Raw genomic sequence first — 15,280 nt, 5'->3', positions numbered from 1 at the left:
GGCGGCAGGCCGTGTCCGCACGGTCCCACCTGCCCATGGGCGGACGACGGGACCTTGGTCAACCCGCCCGGCGGGCCTTGCAGTCGAGGCTGTCCAGGTCGACGGCGTCGGCCATCGCCTGCATCCCCTGGTCGTTGGGGTGCAGATGGTCGCCGCCGTCGAGAGCGGGGCGGAGCCGCTCGGGGTCGTCGGGGCTGCGCAGGACACGGTCGAAGTCGGCAACCCCGTCGAACTCGCCGCTGTCGCGGATGAAGGCGTTGACCTGCCGTCGTACCGCTTCCCCGGCGGGGTCCCATTCCTGCCAGCCCTTGTAGGGGGCGATCGTGGCTCCGACGACGCACTTCCCGGCCGCGTGCGCCCGGTCGATCAACCTGCGGTAGCCGGCGATCAGCCCGGCACCGGTGGCGCCGGGTTCGGCCTTGATGTCGTTGACCCCCTGGAAGAGGAAGACCGTGCGCACACCCGGCAGCGAGAGCACGTCGCGCCGCACACGGTTGAGGGCGCTCTGCCCGGGGCCGTCGAGGAGGACCTTGTTGCCGGCGATGCCCGCGTTGGCCACGCCCTCGACCGTGGTGCCGGTGGACTTGCTCAGGCGGCGGGCCAGGAAGTCGGGCCAGCGGCGGTCCCGGTCGGTCGTGGAGTGCCAGCCGTCGGTGATGGAGTCGCCGAGCGCGGCCACGGCGCCCGTCCTCTCGCGGGGCCGGACGGTGACGGCGTCGAGGTAGAACCAGGAGCCGGTCCGCTGCTTCCAGTGGGCCGCGCTCTCCTCCGCGGCGTGGTCGCCGACGGTCTTGTAGGACGTCTGCATCGCCAGCCAGTGTCCGGTGAGCGCGCCGCCCGCCCGCGGCACGTACATGCTGACGGCGAGGGTGCGCCCGGCCGGGACGCGGCCGGGCAGCGGGTCGCTGTAGACCATGCCGCCGGCGGGGACGGTGACGGAGCGGGCCCCGTCGAAGGTCAGGCGTCTGTTGCTGCCGGGGACGAGTGCGGCACCGCCCCGTCGCAGACCCGCGTGGACGTTGGTGAACGTCGCCGGCCGGTCGCCGAAGGCGTTGGACAGCCGCACGCGGAGGCCGCTGCCGCCCACGCTGGTGCGCACCATCAGCCGGTAACCGCGGCCGTCGGCCGCGCCGTCCGCCACCTCGCTCAGGTGGCCCGCGGACGAGGCCCAGGTGACCACACTGGGCCCGGCCGCCCTCGGGGGACCGGGCGGCGGGCCGGGCCGCTCCCGGGGCGCCGTGCCGGTCCCGCAGCCCAGCGCGACGCAGCAGGTGAGGGCGGCCAGGGTGGCTCGGCAGCGGGGGCGGGCGGTGCGGGACATCGTCGGCGCTCCTTCGGCCGGTCGGGGCGGGTGCGGGCGCAGGTCGTCCCGGCGTACCTCACCGTAGTGGTGCGGTCGGCGGCGCTGCGCAGGTGGTCCCGACGGGCCGGCCGTGCCGTCCCGTGCGGTCGGTGAAGAGGGGTGAGCCGTGGGTGGGCGAAGCGGCCTTCCGGGTGATCTTGGCGGAGGGAGACGCTCCGGGTGAGGATGCCGGGATGAAGGGTGACCTCTTTTCAAGTGAGCACGTGGTGCAGCCGGCCGTGGCGCCGGGCATGACGGTCGAGAACGCCAAGTGCCTTCGTTACACGGTGAACGGCGAGATGCTCGCCCGGCAGGGCGCGATGATCTCCTACCGCGGCAGCCTCCAGTTCGAGCGCAAGGGGCAGGGCGTGGGCGGCATGCTCAAGCGCGCGGTCACCGGGGAGGGCCTGCCGCTGATGGCGGTGCGCGGGCAGGGCGATGCCTGGTTCGCGCACGAGGCACAGAACTGTTTCATCGTCGAGGTCGAGCCCGGCGACGAGTTCACGGTCAACGGCCGCAACGTCCTGTGTTTCGACGCCACGTTGTCGTACCGCATCGCGACCGTGAAGGGCGCCGGCATCACCGGCGGCGGCCTGTTCAACAGCGTCTTCACCGGGTACGGCAAGCTGGGCCTGGTGTGCGAGGGCAACCCGCTCGTCATCCCGGTGTCGCCGCAGCATCCGGTGTACGTCGACACCGACGCGGTCGTGGGATGGACCGCGGGACTGCAGACCTCGCTGCACCGCTCCCAGTCCATCGGGTCGATGCTGCGCGGTGGTTCCGGCGAGGCGGTGCAACTGGTGCTCCAGGGCGAGGGGTACGTCGTCGTCCGGCCGAGCGAGGCGACCCCGCACAAGGCGGGTCAGCACTGAACGCCTGTCAGGTGATCTGCGCCTCACAGGCAACCCGGTCCGTTCCGCCGACGTCTTGATCGGCAACAGGTGATGCCCTGGCCCGTGGGCCGGGGCCGGCCTCCACGCCTCTATACACACCATGTATACGCTGCATGTATAGATGGTGTGCATACGGACCGAAAGGCATCGATGTACGGCAAGGCATTCGCCCCGGAGTACCAGGGCGCGCTCACCACCCTCTCCGTCAACTCCTCGCTGACCGACGTCCTGGCCGCGGGCACCGAGCAGCTGCGGGCCGCGGAACGCGCCGGACAGCCCCGGGAGGCGGCGCGCTCCGGACTCGCGGTGGCCGAGGCGCACCGCCGGCTGGGCCGGGTCGAGGACGCGGAGAGGGCCTGGAAGGCGAGCTACCGCGCGGCCCGGCAGGCAGAGGATCTCGGGGCGATGGCCTGGGCGTTGTGGAGCGGCGGCACGCTGGCCCGGCAGCGCGGCGCACTCCCGCTGGCCCGCAGGCTGCTCCAGCTGGCGGCCGATCTGGGCGAACGCGGCGGGGACGTCGTCGTCCGCGGCTACTCGCTGGCCGGGCTGGCCGAGACCGGCCGCATCCAGGGCGACTACGAGGCCGTCGGCAGACTGCACGAGCAGTTGCTCGCCGAGGCCCGGCGGCGAGGCGAGGCGCGGCACACGGTGTGGGCGCTGGAGGGCATCGCGCAGATGCACCGCAACACCGGCCGCTACGACTCGGCGTACGCGCTGTTCGAGGAGGCCGCCGAGATCGCCGCTCGTGCCGACGACCGCCGCGGCCATGCCTGGGCACTGCGCGGCCTGGCCGACGTGGTGTCGGTGCGTGACCGGGACACCGAACGGGCCCTGGAGCTGCTGAGAGAGGCGGAGACGACGTGCCGCGCGATGCGGCTGTCCAGCGCGCTCGCCTACAACCACAAGATGCGCGGCAACGTCCTGTACCGGGCGGGGCGTTACGAGCAGGCCCGCGAGCTGTACGAGCAGGCGCTCGCGGAGTTCCGCGAGATGAGCGAGCCGCGCGGAGAGGCACTCTCGCGGCTGGGACTCGCCAAGGCCCTGGCCCGCCTGGGCCGCGACCGTGACGAGACGGCGGCCGAACTGGCGGACCTCGCCGTCCTGCTGGAGCGCATCGGCCTGCAGCACGCCCGCCGGATGGTGGCCCGGGCCCACGAGGAACTCGGCATACCGTCGGCCGGGCAGGCGACGGGGGCGGCCCTGTGACGGCGCTGCCGACGACGGTGGAGACAGCCAGGAGGGACGCCACGACGGCGCCGTCACCGGTCACCCAGGCGCCGCCGTCCCGGGAAGCCGGGCATGCGGCGCACGAGGGCACGACAACACCGGCCCCGGCCCCTGCGCGGCCGTCGCTCCGGGGCACGACGGCCGAGGCACCCGCCCCCGCGCCGACGGCGCGACAGGGCGAGCCGCACGATCGCGCGGCCGGCGCCGGTGATGTCCCGGCGGTTCTGGGCCGCTGCCGCGCCCTGGTCCGGCCCGCTCTGGAGGAAGCCGTGGGGCGGCTGCACCCCTGGGTGGGCGAGATGGCCGCCTACTCCTTCGGCTGGTGCGAGGTCGGCGGGGCGCCTGCCGTGGCCTCCGGCGGCAAGGGCGTGCGGCAGGCACTCGCGGTGCTCGGCGCGGAGGCGGCCGGTGCGCCGGGCCGGGCCGGGGTGGCCGCGGCGGTCGCGGTGGAACTGGTGCACACCTTCTCCCTGCTGCACGACGACATCATGGACGGCGACGCGGACCGGCGACGCCGCCCGACCGTGTGGAAGGCCTACGGCACGGGCCCCGCGGTGCTGGCCGGCGACGCGCTGTTCGCCCTGGCCGTCGAGACGCTGGCCGCGCAGCCCGGCGGTGCGGCGGGCGTGCGGACACTGTCCGCGGCGCTGGGTGACCTGGTGCGCGGGCAGGCGGACGACCTGCTGTTCGCCGACCGTCCGTGGACCGGCCCGGAGCGGGTACGACCCGCGGAGTACCGGGCGATGGCGGAGCACAAGACGGGCGCGCTGCTCGGCTGCGCGGCGGCGCTCGGCGCCGTGCTCGGCGGTGCCCGCCCCGAGACGGCCGCCGCACTCGACCGGGCGGGCCGGCACCTGGGGGTCGCGTTCCAGATCGTCGACGATGTGCTGGGCATCTGGGGTGACCCCGGTGTCACCGGTAAACCGGTCCACGGTGATCTGCGTGAGCGGAAGAAGACGTTCCCGGTGCTGGTCGCCCTCGGCTCCCCGATGGGCGGCCGGATCGCCGCACTCCTGACGTCGGGTGCCGCGACGGGCACGGCTGCCGCGCTCATCGAGGAGGCCGGCGGCCGCGCGGCGGCCCTGGCGGAGGCCCGCCGGCATCTCACCGCCGTCGAGACCTCACTCGCCGCAACCCCCCTGGCAGCGGAGGCCGTCGGGGACCTGCGGTCGCTGCTGGAGTATCTGGTGCGCCGCGACGTCTGACCCGCCGGGCCGGGGTGCGACGGTGACACAGGGCGTGCCCGCGCACCGCTTTGACCTCGGCCCCCTCGGCACGCCAGGGTTCGGTACGGCGCGTCACGCGACCCCGCGCCGGGAGGACACCTGCCATGATCGGAATGCCGGAGATCGAAGCCGCGGCCGGGCGCATCGCCGGGCATGTCGTGCGCACCCCGACCGTGGACAGCCCGGGGCTGTCGGCGCTGCTCGGCGCACCGGTCACCGTCAAGCTCGAACTGCTGCAGCGCACCGGCTCGTTCAAGGCGCGCGGTGCGGCGGCGAAGCTGCTGTCGCTGGGCGAGGCCGAGCGGGCCGCCGGGGTCGTGGCGGTCAGCGGCGGCAACCACGGGATCGCCGTCGCGGTCATGGCCGCGGCCCTCGACGTGAAGGCGACGGTGGTGATGCCCCGCTCGGCACCCGCCCGTGCCGTGGAGATCGCGGAGGAGGCCGGCGCGTCGGTGCGGCTGACCGACGACATGGACGGCGCGTTCGCGCTCATGACACGGCTTCAGCAGGACGGTCTGACCCTGGTCCATCCCTTCGACGACCCCGCGGTGATGGCCGGACAGGGCACGGTCGGCCTGGAGTTCGCCGCCGACGCCGGGGAACTCACGGACGTGATCGTGAGCATCGGGGGCGGCGGTCTGATCGCCGGTGTCGCCGCCGCGCTGCGGGCGTGCCGGCCCGGCGTGCGGGTGTGGGGCGTGGAGACCGAGGGCGCCCGGGCCATGTCCGAGGCACTGACGGCGGGCGGCCCGCAGCCGGTCACCCTGTCGTCGATCGTCTCCACCCTGAGCGCCCCGTCCGTGTCGCAGCTGACGTACGACCACGTCTCCGCCCTGGTGACCGAGGTCCTCGTCGTTCCGGACCGGGAGGCCGTGCGGGGCGTGCTGGACCTGGCCGAGCACGCCAAGCTGTGGGCCGAACCGGCGGCGGGCTGCCTGCTGCCCGCGGCCCGGCAGGTCCTGGAACGGGTCGGCGACGGGGCGCGGCTCGGCCTGGTGGTGTGCGGGGGCAACGCGACGACGGACGACGTGTTCGCCTGGTCGCGTCGCTTCGGGCTGCGCTGACGTTCCGGCCACCCGCGGGAATCCGTCGCGAAATTCATCGGAGGGCTCCGAGTTCAGACGTCGCACGCCTCCGCATTTACCGCCGGTTACCACCAGGCAGGGCCCGAATTCGCAAATCTACGGGCCGCGGTGGCCGAATTCCTCTCGTCCGTCGTACCCCGGGCAGCCGAGGTGAACCGTGCCCGGGACGCGAAAGACACTGTTTCTTCGCACACTTGCTCCCACCCTTTGAACAAAAGACAGGAACGGGCACGGAGTTGCGATCCGTTTGAACGCGGGCCGCCTCACTCCCCGTACCTCTGGAAAAGGTGAGAGCCAGGTTTCCAGCGAGGGATGGCCATGGGCAGGGCGCACGTCTCCACACACCAGTTGGTCGCCGGCCGGTACCGGTTGCTCGAGATCATTCATCGCGAGACCAACCGCATCTGCTGGTACGCCGAGGACACGGGGGCCGGAGAGATCTCGCGCCCGTGTCTGGTGACCCAGATCGGGCTTCCGGAGGACCCGCACGGGGCCGAGCGCCGGGCCGCCGCCCGCCTGCTGCGCACGACCGAGAACATGGCGCTGCTGTGCCCCGGCCGGATCGCCGTGGCCGTCGACGCGGTCGAGGAGGCCGGCGCGCTGTGGACGGTCAACGAGTGGATCGACGGCACCGCCCTGGGTGAACTCCTCTCCGAGCAGGGCACGTTCACCTACGTGCGGGCGGCGAGGATCGGCCTGGAACTGCTCGACGTGCTGGACGCCGCACACGCCGAAGGCATCACGCACGGCGAGCTCAGCCCCGGCCAGGTGTTCGTGCGCGAGGACCATTCGGTCGTCGTCACCGGCTTCGGCCTGGCCGGCGCGACCCTCGCGCCCCGGTTGACGGCACCCGCGTTCGCCTCCCCGGAGCAGGCCCGCGACCAGCGCATCGGCCCCGCGGCCGACCTGTGGGCGCTGGGCGCGATCCTCTACACGACGGTCGAGGGGCGACCGCCCTTCCGGGACCGGGGGCGACCGGAGAACACCCTGAAGGGCGTGGACCGGCTTCCGCTGCGCACACCGGTGCGCGCCGGGCCGCTCACCCAGGTCGTGCAGGGACTGCTCCGCAAGGACTCGCGAGAGCGGCTGACCCGGCCGGTGGTGCGTGAGGCGCTGACCCGCGCCCTCAGCGAGGACCCCGATGCCGCCCTGGCCGCGGCACCCGTCCCGCGGCTGCGCGGCGCCTACGCCGCGGTGCGGACGGGCAGCCCGGCGTGGAGCAGGCGGACCATGGTGGCGGGAACGGCCCTGGCCGTCGTCACCGTCGCGGTCGCCGTGCTCGCCGCGACCCAGGGGCTGCCCGGCACGGACGACGGCAGCGACGCGGCCGAGTCGCCGGCCCGGCCGCCGGTCTCCGCCGCCACCCCGGGCGGGGGCACCGGCGGCGGCAGCCCCGAACCGTCGGGGGCGCCCAGCCCGCCCGGGTCCCCCTCCCCCACCCCCACCTCTACTCCGTCCTCCCCGCCCGCGGCCCCGCCCGAGCCCACCCCGACCCGCGCCCCCTCCTCCCCGGCCACGGCCCTGCCGGCCGGATTCCAGCGCTACCGGGCGGCGGAGGGTTTCTCCGTCGCCCTCCCCAAGGGATTCGAGCGGCTGGACACCGACCGTGACGGCGAGGTGTACCGGGTCGTCTTCGGTGCCGAGGACGACGACCGCACGCTCGCCGTCACCTACAGCGACCGGGCGGGCCCGGACCCCGTGGCCGTGTGGCGGGACGACGTCGAACCCAACCTCAAACAGGCGGACGGCTACGACCGGATCGGCGCGATCCGCGCGACCACGTACCAGGGCCGCAAGGCCGCCGACATGGAGTGGACGGCGTACGTCGACGGCACCCGTGTGCACACCTACGGCCGGGGCTTCCTGCTCGGCGGGGGACGGAGCTTCTCGCTGCGCTGGACCACCCCGGACGCCGACTGGGACAAGGCCGACAACCAGGACGCGCTGCGGGCCTTCTTCACGACCTTCCGGCCGGACTCAGACTGACCGGCGCGGAGCGCGCAGGGTGGTGAGGGGACCGCGGTGCAGCGGAGAGGTGCGCCAGTGGGCGGTGAGTGTCCCCTCCGCGAGGGAGCAGGTCAGTGCCAGACGGTGCGGGGTCTCCAGGAACACCACGTCCACGGCCAGCGTGCCGCCATCGGACCAGCCGCCGCTGACCGCGGCCGGGAGGGGTTCCTCCGCGACCGTCCAGCCCTCCCGCGCGATCGGCAGGTCGAGCCGGTCCGGACGGTCCGCACGGTCCTGCTCTCCGGTGAGGGTGAGCGTCCAGCCGCCGGCGTCCCGGGTGAGCCCGGCCGAGCGAAGCGGTCCGTCCCCGTCGGAGGCAGTGAACACGGCCCCTGCCCAGTCCCGCTCCCGGCCGAAGGGTCCGGAACGCCCCGGGGCGGGCGGCAGCGCGAGCCGGCCGAGGCGCTCCCGCAGCTCCGCGTCGGCGGCCTCGCGGCCGGTCAGCGGCCCCGGGCCGAAGGCGGGCAGCAGATGCTTCCAGACCAGGTTCAGGTACTCCTGCATCCGCTCGGTCGCCGAGGTCGCCGCGATCACCACGTCGTGCTCCGGCAGCACCAGGCAGAACTGGCCGAATGCTCCGTCGCCCCGGTAGCCGTGCCGGGACGTCCAGAACTGGTAGCCGTAGCCCTGGTCCCAGTCCTGCCGGTCCACGTCTCCCATCAGGCCGGCGGTGGGGGTGCGGGGGTGTGAGGCACGGGCCGCCCACCCCTCGGGCAGCAGCCGCTCGCCCGCCCAGAGCCCGTCGCGCAGATACAGCTGTCCGAACCGGGCGATCGCGTCGGTGGTGGCGTGCAGGCCGCTGAAGCCGAGCTCGCGGCCGGTGCGGTCCGACAGCCAGGCCACCTCGCCGATGCCCAGCGGATCCAGCAGCCGCGGCCGCAGGTACGCGGTGAGCGGCTGCCCCGTCACCCGCTGGACGATCGCGGCCAGCGTGTAGGTGGCGGGCTGGTTGTAGGCGAAGACGGTGCCCGGGTCGGCGTCCGGGGGCAGCAGCAGGAATTGCCGGACGGGTTCGGACACGCCCCGCCCGAAGGCCTCGTCGACGGTGTCCCGCCGGTGCCCGCTCGCCATGGACGCCACGTGCCGCACCAGCATGGCCCGGCTGCGCGGGTCGGTGATGTCGGCTTCGAACTCCGGGAAGTACGAGGTCACCGGCGCGTCGAAATCGAGCAGCCCCTCCGCCTCGGCCAGGGCCGCGGCGGTCGCGGTGAAGCTCTTGCTGAGCGAGTACAGCAGGTGACGGCGTCCGGCAGTGTACGGCGCCCACCAGCCGGCGACGACCAGCCGCCCGTGCCGCATGATCATCAGGCTGTGCGGCTCGATGTCGGGCGCCGCTTCGAGGGCGTCGAGGAAGGCGTGCACCCCGCAGGCGTCGACGCCTTGGGCGGCGGGGGCGGAGTGCGGCAGGTCCGGGGCGCTCATGCGGGCATCCTGCACCCGTCGGCGACCTTGATCGAGCCGTTTTCAAGTCCCGTGTCAGGGGACTCGCCGGTTATGGTGCAAATCGGATACACGATGATGACCGAGCAGGCTGGCCCCCGAGAGCTCGTCGACCACGTGGTGCGGGCCGAGGAGGCGGGCTTCGACTTTTCGGTGACCTCCGACCACTACTTCCCGTGGCTGCGCTCGCAGGGCCATTCGCCCTACGCGTGGGCCGTGCTCGGTGCGGCGGCCCAGGCCACGTCACGTATCCCGCTGATGACGTACGTGACGTGTCCGACCTTCCGCTACCACCCGGCGGTGGTGGCGCAGAAGGCCGCGACCCTGCAGTTGCTGTCCGAGGGCCGGTTCCGGCTGGGACTGGGATCGGGCGAGAACCTCAACGAGCACGTGGTGGGCGGCGGCTGGCCGTCCGTCGACGTGCGGCACGAGATGTTCGAGGAGGCCGTGGAGATCATCCGTGCCCTCTTCGAAGGCAAACACGTCAACCATCGCGGTACGCACTTCGACGTGGAGTCGGCCAAGTTGTGGGACCTGCCGGACGAGGCACCGCCCATCGGCATCGCCGTCTCCGGGGAGCGGTCCTGCGAACTCGCGGGCCGGCTCGGCGACCTGGTCATCGCCACCGAGCCCAAGGCCGGGCTGCTGGAGTCGTTCGACCGGCACGGCGGCCGGGGCAAGCCCCGCGTCGGCCAGCTGCCGGTCTGCTACGACCCCGACCGGGACGCGGCCGTCGAGCGGGCGCACTCCCAGTTCCGCTGGTTCGGCAGCGGCTGGAAGGTCAACTCGGAGCTGCCGCACCCGGACTCCTTCGAGGCGGCGACCCAGTTCGTCACCCAGGACGACGTCGCCGAGGCCATCCCGTGCGGTGACGACCCGGACGCGTTCGTCGAGGCCGTCCGCCCGTACGCCGAGGCCGGCTTCACCGAGGTCGCCCTGGTCCAGATCGGCGGGGCGTCGCAGCCGGCGTATCTGGACTGGTCGGAGAAGACCCTGCTGCCCGCGCTGCGCGACGCCTTCGGCTGAAGTCCTCGGCCAGTTGCCGCACGGTCTGCTCGACCAGTTGAGCCCTCCGCCCCGGGGGGCTCTTCTTCACGAGCGCGCTGATCCGCTGGGCCTCCTCGGTCGTGGGCAGGTACCCCGCCAGGAGCAGGGGCAGCAGCAGGCGCCGGACGAGCACTTCGCTGTCCGAGCTCACCTGCGGCCTGCGCACTACCGAGACGTTGACCCGGATCGCGTGTTCGTTGCCCGGCGGGACTCCCGGCCGGTCCGTCTCGATCGCGGCATAGCGGTAGCCGTGCGCCCGGTCGCACGGAGGGCAGCCGGCCGGGCCGCGGGTGAGCCGCTCGCCGCAGTCGGGGCACCGGAGCCGGTCGAGAGCGGCGTCCACCAGCCGCCAGTCGTGCCGGTCGGGTTCGGCGACGACCATCTCGGCCAGTGTCCGCTCCTGGTCGCCGCCCGCCGTCGTGTCCCACCGCGGCAGGAAGGCGGCCCACTCCCCCTCGACGATGCCGTCCACCAGGTCGCGGCAGACGGCACAGCCGGGGGCGCCGCCGTAGGCGTACCCGCCGCACTCCGCACAGCGGGGCAGCACCTCGCCCTCCCCGGTTCGCACCATGCGTGCATCCTCGCGCACCGGTGCCCTGGGGCGACGACGATTTCCGGGCGGGCGGTGAACGGCGAGGTCAGCGGGTGCCGCTAGGCTTCCGTCCGCATCTCGTGCCGTCCTGTCTGCCCCGCCTCTGGAGAGTTGTCCGTGACCGTAGCCATGACCCCGCCCGAGACCTCCCCCGTCGCCCCGGCGCCCGTGTCCGACCTGGTCGCGCGGGACGCGCGGGAGTTCGGGGCGTATGCCAGGACCGGAGGGTGGGCCTTCGGCCTGAAGGTGGCGCGCAGTGTGCGGCCCGGCGGGCAGGGCGCGGACGAGACGCCGAAGGTGTCCGCGAAGGAGTTCGCGGAACTCGCCGGCTGCTCCCCGGAGCGGGTCATGCGCTACTACAAGGCGTGGGACCGGGCGGCGGACGACGGGATGGTCCCGCACTTCGAGGCGCTGACGCCGGGTCAGGAGGTGGACCTGCCGGACGCCGACGTGTGGCTGAGCTACTACGTCTCCCGCAACAGCGCCACGTCCGAGCGCGGCACCGCCATCTCCGAGGCTGCCCAGGCGGAGGGCATCCGGCCCACGAAGGCGCTGGAGGTCGCGGAGAACCCCACCGCCCTGCGGGCCGCGATCCTCGCCGACCCCTCCACCGCCCGCGCGGCCCGCCAGGCCCTGCTGGACCGGGTCCGTGAGGATCCGGACCTCCAGTCGGAGCTGGCTCGCGACGTCGTGCGCACCGACGAGCTGAAGAAGGCCGTCGCCGGTGAGAGCAGGGCGGCCGACCGGATCGGATACGTGCGCCAGATCGCCGAGTCGGGTCGGATCAAGACGCCCGCCGGGCAGACCGTCGACGCGCCCTCCGAGCTCCGTCAGGAAGCCGAGCGCCATCTGTCGCTCATCGACGAACTGGACGAGGGCGAGGACGCCGGCGAGTGGGCCGCCGAGGCGTACGACACGATGAAGTCCCTCGTGGTGGAGACCGTGGAAGCGGACCCGGGGCTGCGGGTACAGGAGCGGCGCACGAAGTTCTACAGCAGCCTGCAGAAGGCGACGAAGGTGTTCGAGGAGCTGACCTTCGACGACGCGGGGGATTTCTACGAGGACGACATGGTCCAGCGCCTGGAGGAACTGCAGCGGGCGGTCGCCGTCTGCATCGAGTCGCTGCGCGGTGCCCGCGGGAATCACCCGGCCGGCTGAGCATTTCGGCGAAATCGGGGGTACTAGAGGGCTCTACGTCGGTTCTTCCCGGAGGCCCTCTCGTGAACTCGTTCGTCCACAAGACCCTGGTGGTGCAGCTCCAGGCGGGTGACACGGAACGTTTCTCCGTGCTCGCCCACCTGAGCTACGACGCCGCGGACCCGTTCGCCGTCACCGTGGTCTTCAGCCATGACGGCCGTGTCCTCGCCCGGTGGCAACTCGACCGGGAGATGCTCGGCGAGGCGCTGCGCCGTCCGGTCGGGGTGGGCGACGTGCGGATGCGCCCGCAGTCGCGGGGGATGTGGCAGGAGCTGCGCATGGAGTTCCTCGGCGATGCCCGCCCCGACGGCGGCCGGCACCACGCGGTGGTGTTCGGATGGGCGCCGGGGTTCGCGGCGTTCCTGCGTGAGACCCACGAAGTGGTCCCGCCGGGCCGCGAGGAGGTCCATGTCGACGACTTCCTGGAGGGCGTCCTCGCCGGGGGCTGAATCGCGGCCGGTATGAGTAGGCGTACTCATGCCGGGGGCCCGCCCCCGGCACGACGATGAGCTCCCCTGATGAGGAGCCCGCCATGTCCGCTCTGTCCGACGTACGCCCGGGTCGCCGGCCGTCGCTGCGTACCGCCCTCGTCTGCGGCGTACTCGTGGTGCTGGTGCTCTCCGGACGGAACCCGCACGACCGCATGACGTGGTTCCTGGAGGTCGTCTGGGTCCTCGTGGGCCTGCCGCTGCTGGTCCTGAGCCGGCGGCGTTTCCCGCTCACCGACGTGCTGTGCTGCCTGCTGGCCGCCCACGCCGTGGTGCTGATGGTGGGCGGCCACTACACGTACGCCGAGGTCCCGCTCGGCGACCGGGTCCGCGACGCCTTCGGCCTGGACCGCAATCCCTACGACCGGTTCGGTCACCTGATGCAGGGCTTCGTCCCGGCCGTGCTGGTGCGCGAGCTGCTGATGCGCACCTCACCGCTGCGCGGCAGCCGCTGGCTCGCGCCTCTGACCGTGTGCGCGTGCCTGGCCTTCAGCGCCGTCTTCGAGATGCTCGAATGGGCGGCCGCCGTGGCCGGCGGGCACGCGGCGGACGCCTTCCTGGCCACCCAGGGCGATGTCTGGGACACCCAGTGGGACATGTTCTGCGCGCTGATCGGGGCGAGCGCGTCGCTGCTGCTGCTCAGCCGGCTGCACGACCGGCGACTGGCCGCGCTGCCGTCACCGCGAGGTGTGGCGGTGACGGGTCCACAGCGGCAGGACGAACCAGCACAGCAGGTACCAGCCGACCACGCCGGCCACCAGGTAGGGCACGAAGCCGTCGTGCGTCGCCACGCGCAGGATCAGCAGCAGTGACGCGGTCGTCGTGGCGAGCAGCAGTACGAGGCCGAGCAGGGTGAGCCGTGAGGCCAGCCGCACCGCCTGCGGTTTGACGCGCCGCCCGGCGACCAGGCGGTGCAGGGACACCGGACCTATGAGCGCCCCGGTCGCGCAGGCCCCGAGGACGACCGTCACCAGGTAGATCGTCTGGTCGGTGTCGGAGAGATCCGCGTACTTCGGGGTGAACACGACGGTGAGCAGGAAGCCGAACAGAATCTGGACGCCCATCTGCGCCACGCGGACCTCCTGGATGAGCTCCTGCCACATCCGGTCCGCTCTCTCCTCCTCCGTCTCGTTGCGCCCCCGGCGCATGGCCCCGCCCTCAGCCGCCTCCGCCACGGTTCCTCCCTGTGTGAGATCCGAGCCCTCCTCCTTCCCGGGTTCCCCGGAACGACTCCCCCTCCCGGGAGCGGCGGCGGTTTGAGCGATCAGGGGGCGGTTACACGGACGGCGCGAATGACGCAGAGCCCGAGGAGGTCGTGGACGCATGTCCGGTACGCAGCTCACCGTGACGCTCAGCGGCGGAGGCACCGACGACGCACGAGCGGTCGTCCGGGCCCTGGAAGGCACGTTCGGGGCGCCGGACGAGCTCCCCGCCGACAAGAACGCGACGGTCCATACGGCGACCTTCGACGGGGAGAGCGGCACGGGTTCCGCCCCCGGTGACGAAAAGGCCTCCGGGCGGCTGTCCGCGCCGGTGACCGTCACCGTGCAGGGCAGCCCGGAGGCCGTGCGGCGGGCGAGCGACACACTCACCCGGGCCTTCACGGCACGCGACGACGGTGCCGCCTCCGGCGACCAGGAGCAGGAGAGGCAGCTGCTCCTGGAGCCCTGAGGGCGGGCGTCACCAGCGGGACTCGACCTGGTCCTTGATACGCCGGTCGTACAGGTCGCGGATCGCCGACAGGGTCTCACCGGGCAGTTCGGGGAGACGGGCGGCGGCCGCGTTGGCCCGGGCCTGCTGGGGTGAGCGGGCGCCGGGGATCACGGTCGTGACGCCGGGCTGCTCGACGATCCAGCGCAGGGCCAGCTGGGCCGGGGTGTATCCCTCGGGGGCGAGTGCCGCGAACTCGGCGGCCGCCTCCACGCCGGTGGCGTAGTCGACGCCGGAGAAGGTCTCGCCCTGGTCGAAGGCCTCGCCGTGCCGGTTGTAGGTGCGGTGGTCGTTCTCCGGGAAGACGGTGTCCCGGGTGTACTTGCCCGAGAGCAGGCCGGAGGCCAGCGGTACCCGGGCGATGATGCCGACGCCCGCCGCACGGGCGGCGGGGAGCACCTCGAGCAGGGGTTTCATGCGGAACGGGTTGAGGATGATCTGGACGCTCGCCACGTTCGGCCGGGCGATCGCGGTCAGCGCCTCGGCGCAGGTCTCGACGCTGACGCCGTAGGCGGCGACCCGCTCCTCCGCCACCAGGGTGTCGAGGGCGTCGAACACCTCGTCGGTGGAGTAGACGGGGGTGGGCGGGCAGTGCAGCTGCACCAGGTCGATCCGGTCGACGCCGAGGTTGCGCCGGCTGCGGTCGTTCCAGGCGCGGAAGTTGCCGAGGACGTAGTTCCCGGGGATCTGGTCGACCCGGCGGCCCATCTTCGTGGCGACCATGACGTGCAGGTCCGGGCGCCCGCTGAGGAATGTGGCGATGGTCTGCTCGCTGCGCCCGTCGCCGTACACGTCGGCGGTGTCGAAGAAGGTCACCCCGGCCTCGGCCGCCGCCTCCAGGACCGTGAGGGCTTCCTTGTCGTCGACGTCTCCCCAGTCGGCCCCCAGCTGCCAGGTGCCCAGACCGATGACGGAGGCGTGCTGACCCGACCTGTCGAATGTGCGCTCGTCCATGGGCGTCAGTCTGTCACCTGTCACGACACCGTGCGGAGCGTATCCCTGCAGCCCGCCGAGCCTGCCCAATTC

General features: G+C 73.0%; 14 protein-coding genes and 1 pseudogene. 10 read left to right on the top strand and 5 right to left on the bottom strand.

Going from position 1 to position 15,280, the window contains the following annotated elements; all coding sequences use genetic code 11:
• Positions 1-58 precede the first annotated feature (58 nt).
• Positions 59-1,321: an SGNH/GDSL hydrolase family protein gene (locus AB0F04_RS34350; RefSeq protein WP_362049200.1), complete on the bottom strand. Its 1,263-nt coding sequence runs from the start codon at positions 1,319-1,321 to the stop codon at positions 59-61.
• 215 nt (positions 1,322-1,536) lie between these two features.
• Here AB0F04_RS34350 and AB0F04_RS34345 point away from each other — a divergent pair, with 215 nt between their 5' ends.
• From AB0F04_RS34345 to AB0F04_RS34325, 5 genes are all read left to right on the top strand, one after another.
• Positions 1,537-2,214, top strand: a complete 678-nt coding sequence (locus tag AB0F04_RS34345; protein WP_362049322.1) for an AIM24 family protein — start codon at positions 1,537-1,539, stop codon at positions 2,212-2,214.
• A 171-nt stretch (positions 2,215-2,385) separates the two neighbouring features.
• Positions 2,386-3,441 carry a tetratricopeptide repeat protein gene (locus tag AB0F04_RS34340; protein WP_362049197.1) on the top strand — a complete coding sequence of 352 codons (1,056 nt, stop codon included), beginning with the start codon at positions 2,386-2,388 and terminating at the stop codon, positions 3,439-3,441.
• A gap of 245 nt (positions 3,442-3,686) precedes the next feature.
• A complete protein-coding gene (locus tag AB0F04_RS34335; RefSeq protein ID WP_362049319.1) occupies positions 3,687-4,667 on the top strand; it encodes a polyprenyl synthetase family protein in 981 nt (326 codons plus the stop codon).
• Between the two features lie 125 nt (positions 4,668-4,792).
• Positions 4,793-5,752 (top strand): threonine/serine dehydratase, encoded by a 960-nt coding sequence (locus AB0F04_RS34330; protein WP_362049194.1) that lies wholly within the window; start codon positions 4,793-4,795, stop codon positions 5,750-5,752.
• A 333-nt stretch (positions 5,753-6,085) separates the two neighbouring features.
• Positions 6,086-7,759, top strand: a complete 1,674-nt coding sequence (locus AB0F04_RS34325; RefSeq protein WP_362049191.1) for a serine/threonine-protein kinase — start codon at positions 6,086-6,088, stop codon at positions 7,757-7,759.
• Here AB0F04_RS34325 and AB0F04_RS34320 read toward each other — a convergent pair.
• The gene (locus tag AB0F04_RS34320) at positions 7,751-9,202 is read right to left on the bottom strand and encodes a serine hydrolase domain-containing protein (RefSeq protein ID WP_362049188.1); all 1,452 of its coding nucleotides are present in this window, start codon (positions 9,200-9,202) and stop codon (positions 7,751-7,753) included. The two genes, AB0F04_RS34325 and AB0F04_RS34320, sit on opposite strands and share 9 nt — an antisense overlap.
• Positions 9,203-9,274: 72 nt before the next feature.
• Between AB0F04_RS34320 and AB0F04_RS34315 the strand changes: the two genes are divergently transcribed.
• Positions 9,275-10,246, top strand: a complete 972-nt coding sequence (locus tag AB0F04_RS34315) for an LLM class F420-dependent oxidoreductase (RefSeq protein WP_362049185.1) — start codon at positions 9,275-9,277, stop codon at positions 10,244-10,246.
• Here AB0F04_RS34315 and AB0F04_RS34310 read toward each other — a convergent pair.
• On the bottom strand, positions 10,143-10,838 hold the full coding sequence (locus AB0F04_RS34310; RefSeq protein ID WP_362049182.1) for a hypothetical protein: 696 nt from the start codon (positions 10,836-10,838) through the stop codon (positions 10,143-10,145). The two genes, AB0F04_RS34315 and AB0F04_RS34310, sit on opposite strands and share 104 nt — an antisense overlap.
• A gap of 138 nt (positions 10,839-10,976) precedes the next feature.
• On the opposite strand from AB0F04_RS34310, the gene AB0F04_RS34305 reads away from it, so the two are divergent.
• The 3 genes and pseudogenes from AB0F04_RS34305 to AB0F04_RS34295 form a co-directional block, all read left to right on the top strand.
• Complete coding sequence (locus AB0F04_RS34305; RefSeq protein WP_362049179.1) at positions 10,977-12,017, top strand: hypothetical protein; 1,041 nt, start codon at positions 10,977-10,979, stop codon at positions 12,015-12,017.
• 62 nt (positions 12,018-12,079) lie between these two features.
• Entirely contained in the window at positions 12,080-12,505 is a 426-nt protein-coding gene (locus AB0F04_RS34300; RefSeq protein ID WP_362049176.1) for an SsgA family sporulation/cell division regulator, read from the top strand.
• A 194-nt stretch (positions 12,506-12,699) separates the two neighbouring features.
• A pseudogene (locus AB0F04_RS34295) lies at positions 12,700-13,209 on the top strand (DUF2238 domain-containing protein); the annotation flags it as partial.
• Between the two features lie 12 nt (positions 13,210-13,221).
• On the opposite strand, the gene AB0F04_RS34290 reads toward AB0F04_RS34295, so the two are convergent.
• Positions 13,222-13,719 (bottom strand): DUF6328 family protein, encoded by a 498-nt coding sequence (locus AB0F04_RS34290; RefSeq protein WP_362049173.1) that lies wholly within the window; start codon positions 13,717-13,719, stop codon positions 13,222-13,224.
• A 148-nt stretch (positions 13,720-13,867) separates the two neighbouring features.
• On the opposite strand from AB0F04_RS34290, the gene AB0F04_RS34285 reads away from it, so the two are divergent.
• Entirely contained in the window at positions 13,868-14,215 is a 348-nt protein-coding gene (locus tag AB0F04_RS34285) for a hypothetical protein (RefSeq protein WP_362049170.1), read from the top strand.
• 9 nt (positions 14,216-14,224) lie between these two features.
• Here the strand turns inward: AB0F04_RS34285 and AB0F04_RS34280 are convergent, their stop codons facing one another.
• Positions 14,225-15,208 (bottom strand): aldo/keto reductase, encoded by a 984-nt coding sequence (locus AB0F04_RS34280; protein ID WP_362049167.1) that lies wholly within the window; start codon positions 15,206-15,208, stop codon positions 14,225-14,227.
• Positions 15,209-15,280: the final 72 nt, after the last annotated feature.

It is taken from the genome of Streptomyces sp. NPDC029041 (assembly GCF_040637515.1).
GTDB lineage: Bacteria > Actinomycetota > Actinomycetes > Streptomycetales > Streptomycetaceae > Streptomyces.
Note: the sequence above shows the minus strand (reverse complement) of the source record. Positions and strands in the feature narration are given on the sequence as shown.

What these genes read in the sequence shown, in the direction of transcription:
- AB0F04_RS34350 (WP_362049200.1), bottom strand. Translation starts at nt 1,321, where the DNA reads ATGTCCCGCACCGCCCGCCCCCGCTGCCGAGCCACCCTGGCCGCCCTC.
- AB0F04_RS34345 (WP_362049322.1), top strand. Translation starts at nt 1,537, where the DNA reads ATGAAGGGTGACCTCTTTTCAAGTGAGCACGTGGTGCAGCCGGCCGTG.
- AB0F04_RS34340 (WP_362049197.1), top strand. Translation starts at nt 2,386, where the DNA reads ATGTACGGCAAGGCATTCGCCCCGGAGTACCAGGGCGCGCTCACCACC.
- AB0F04_RS34330 (WP_362049194.1), top strand. Translation starts at nt 4,793, where the DNA reads ATGATCGGAATGCCGGAGATCGAAGCCGCGGCCGGGCGCATCGCCGGG.
- AB0F04_RS34325 (WP_362049191.1), top strand. Translation starts at nt 6,086, where the DNA reads ATGGCCATGGGCAGGGCGCACGTCTCCACACACCAGTTGGTCGCCGGC.
- AB0F04_RS34320 (WP_362049188.1), bottom strand. Translation starts at nt 9,202, where the DNA reads ATGAGCGCCCCGGACCTGCCGCACTCCGCCCCCGCCGCCCAAGGCGTC.
- AB0F04_RS34315 (WP_362049185.1), top strand. Translation starts at nt 9,275, where the DNA reads ATGGTGCAAATCGGATACACGATGATGACCGAGCAGGCTGGCCCCCGA.
- AB0F04_RS34310 (WP_362049182.1), bottom strand. Translation starts at nt 10,838, where the DNA reads ATGGTGCGAACCGGGGAGGGCGAGGTGCTGCCCCGCTGTGCGGAGTGC.
- AB0F04_RS34285 (WP_362049170.1), top strand. Translation starts at nt 13,868, where the DNA reads ATGTCCGGTACGCAGCTCACCGTGACGCTCAGCGGCGGAGGCACCGAC.
- AB0F04_RS34280 (WP_362049167.1), bottom strand. Translation starts at nt 15,208, where the DNA reads ATGGACGAGCGCACATTCGACAGGTCGGGTCAGCACGCCTCCGTCATC.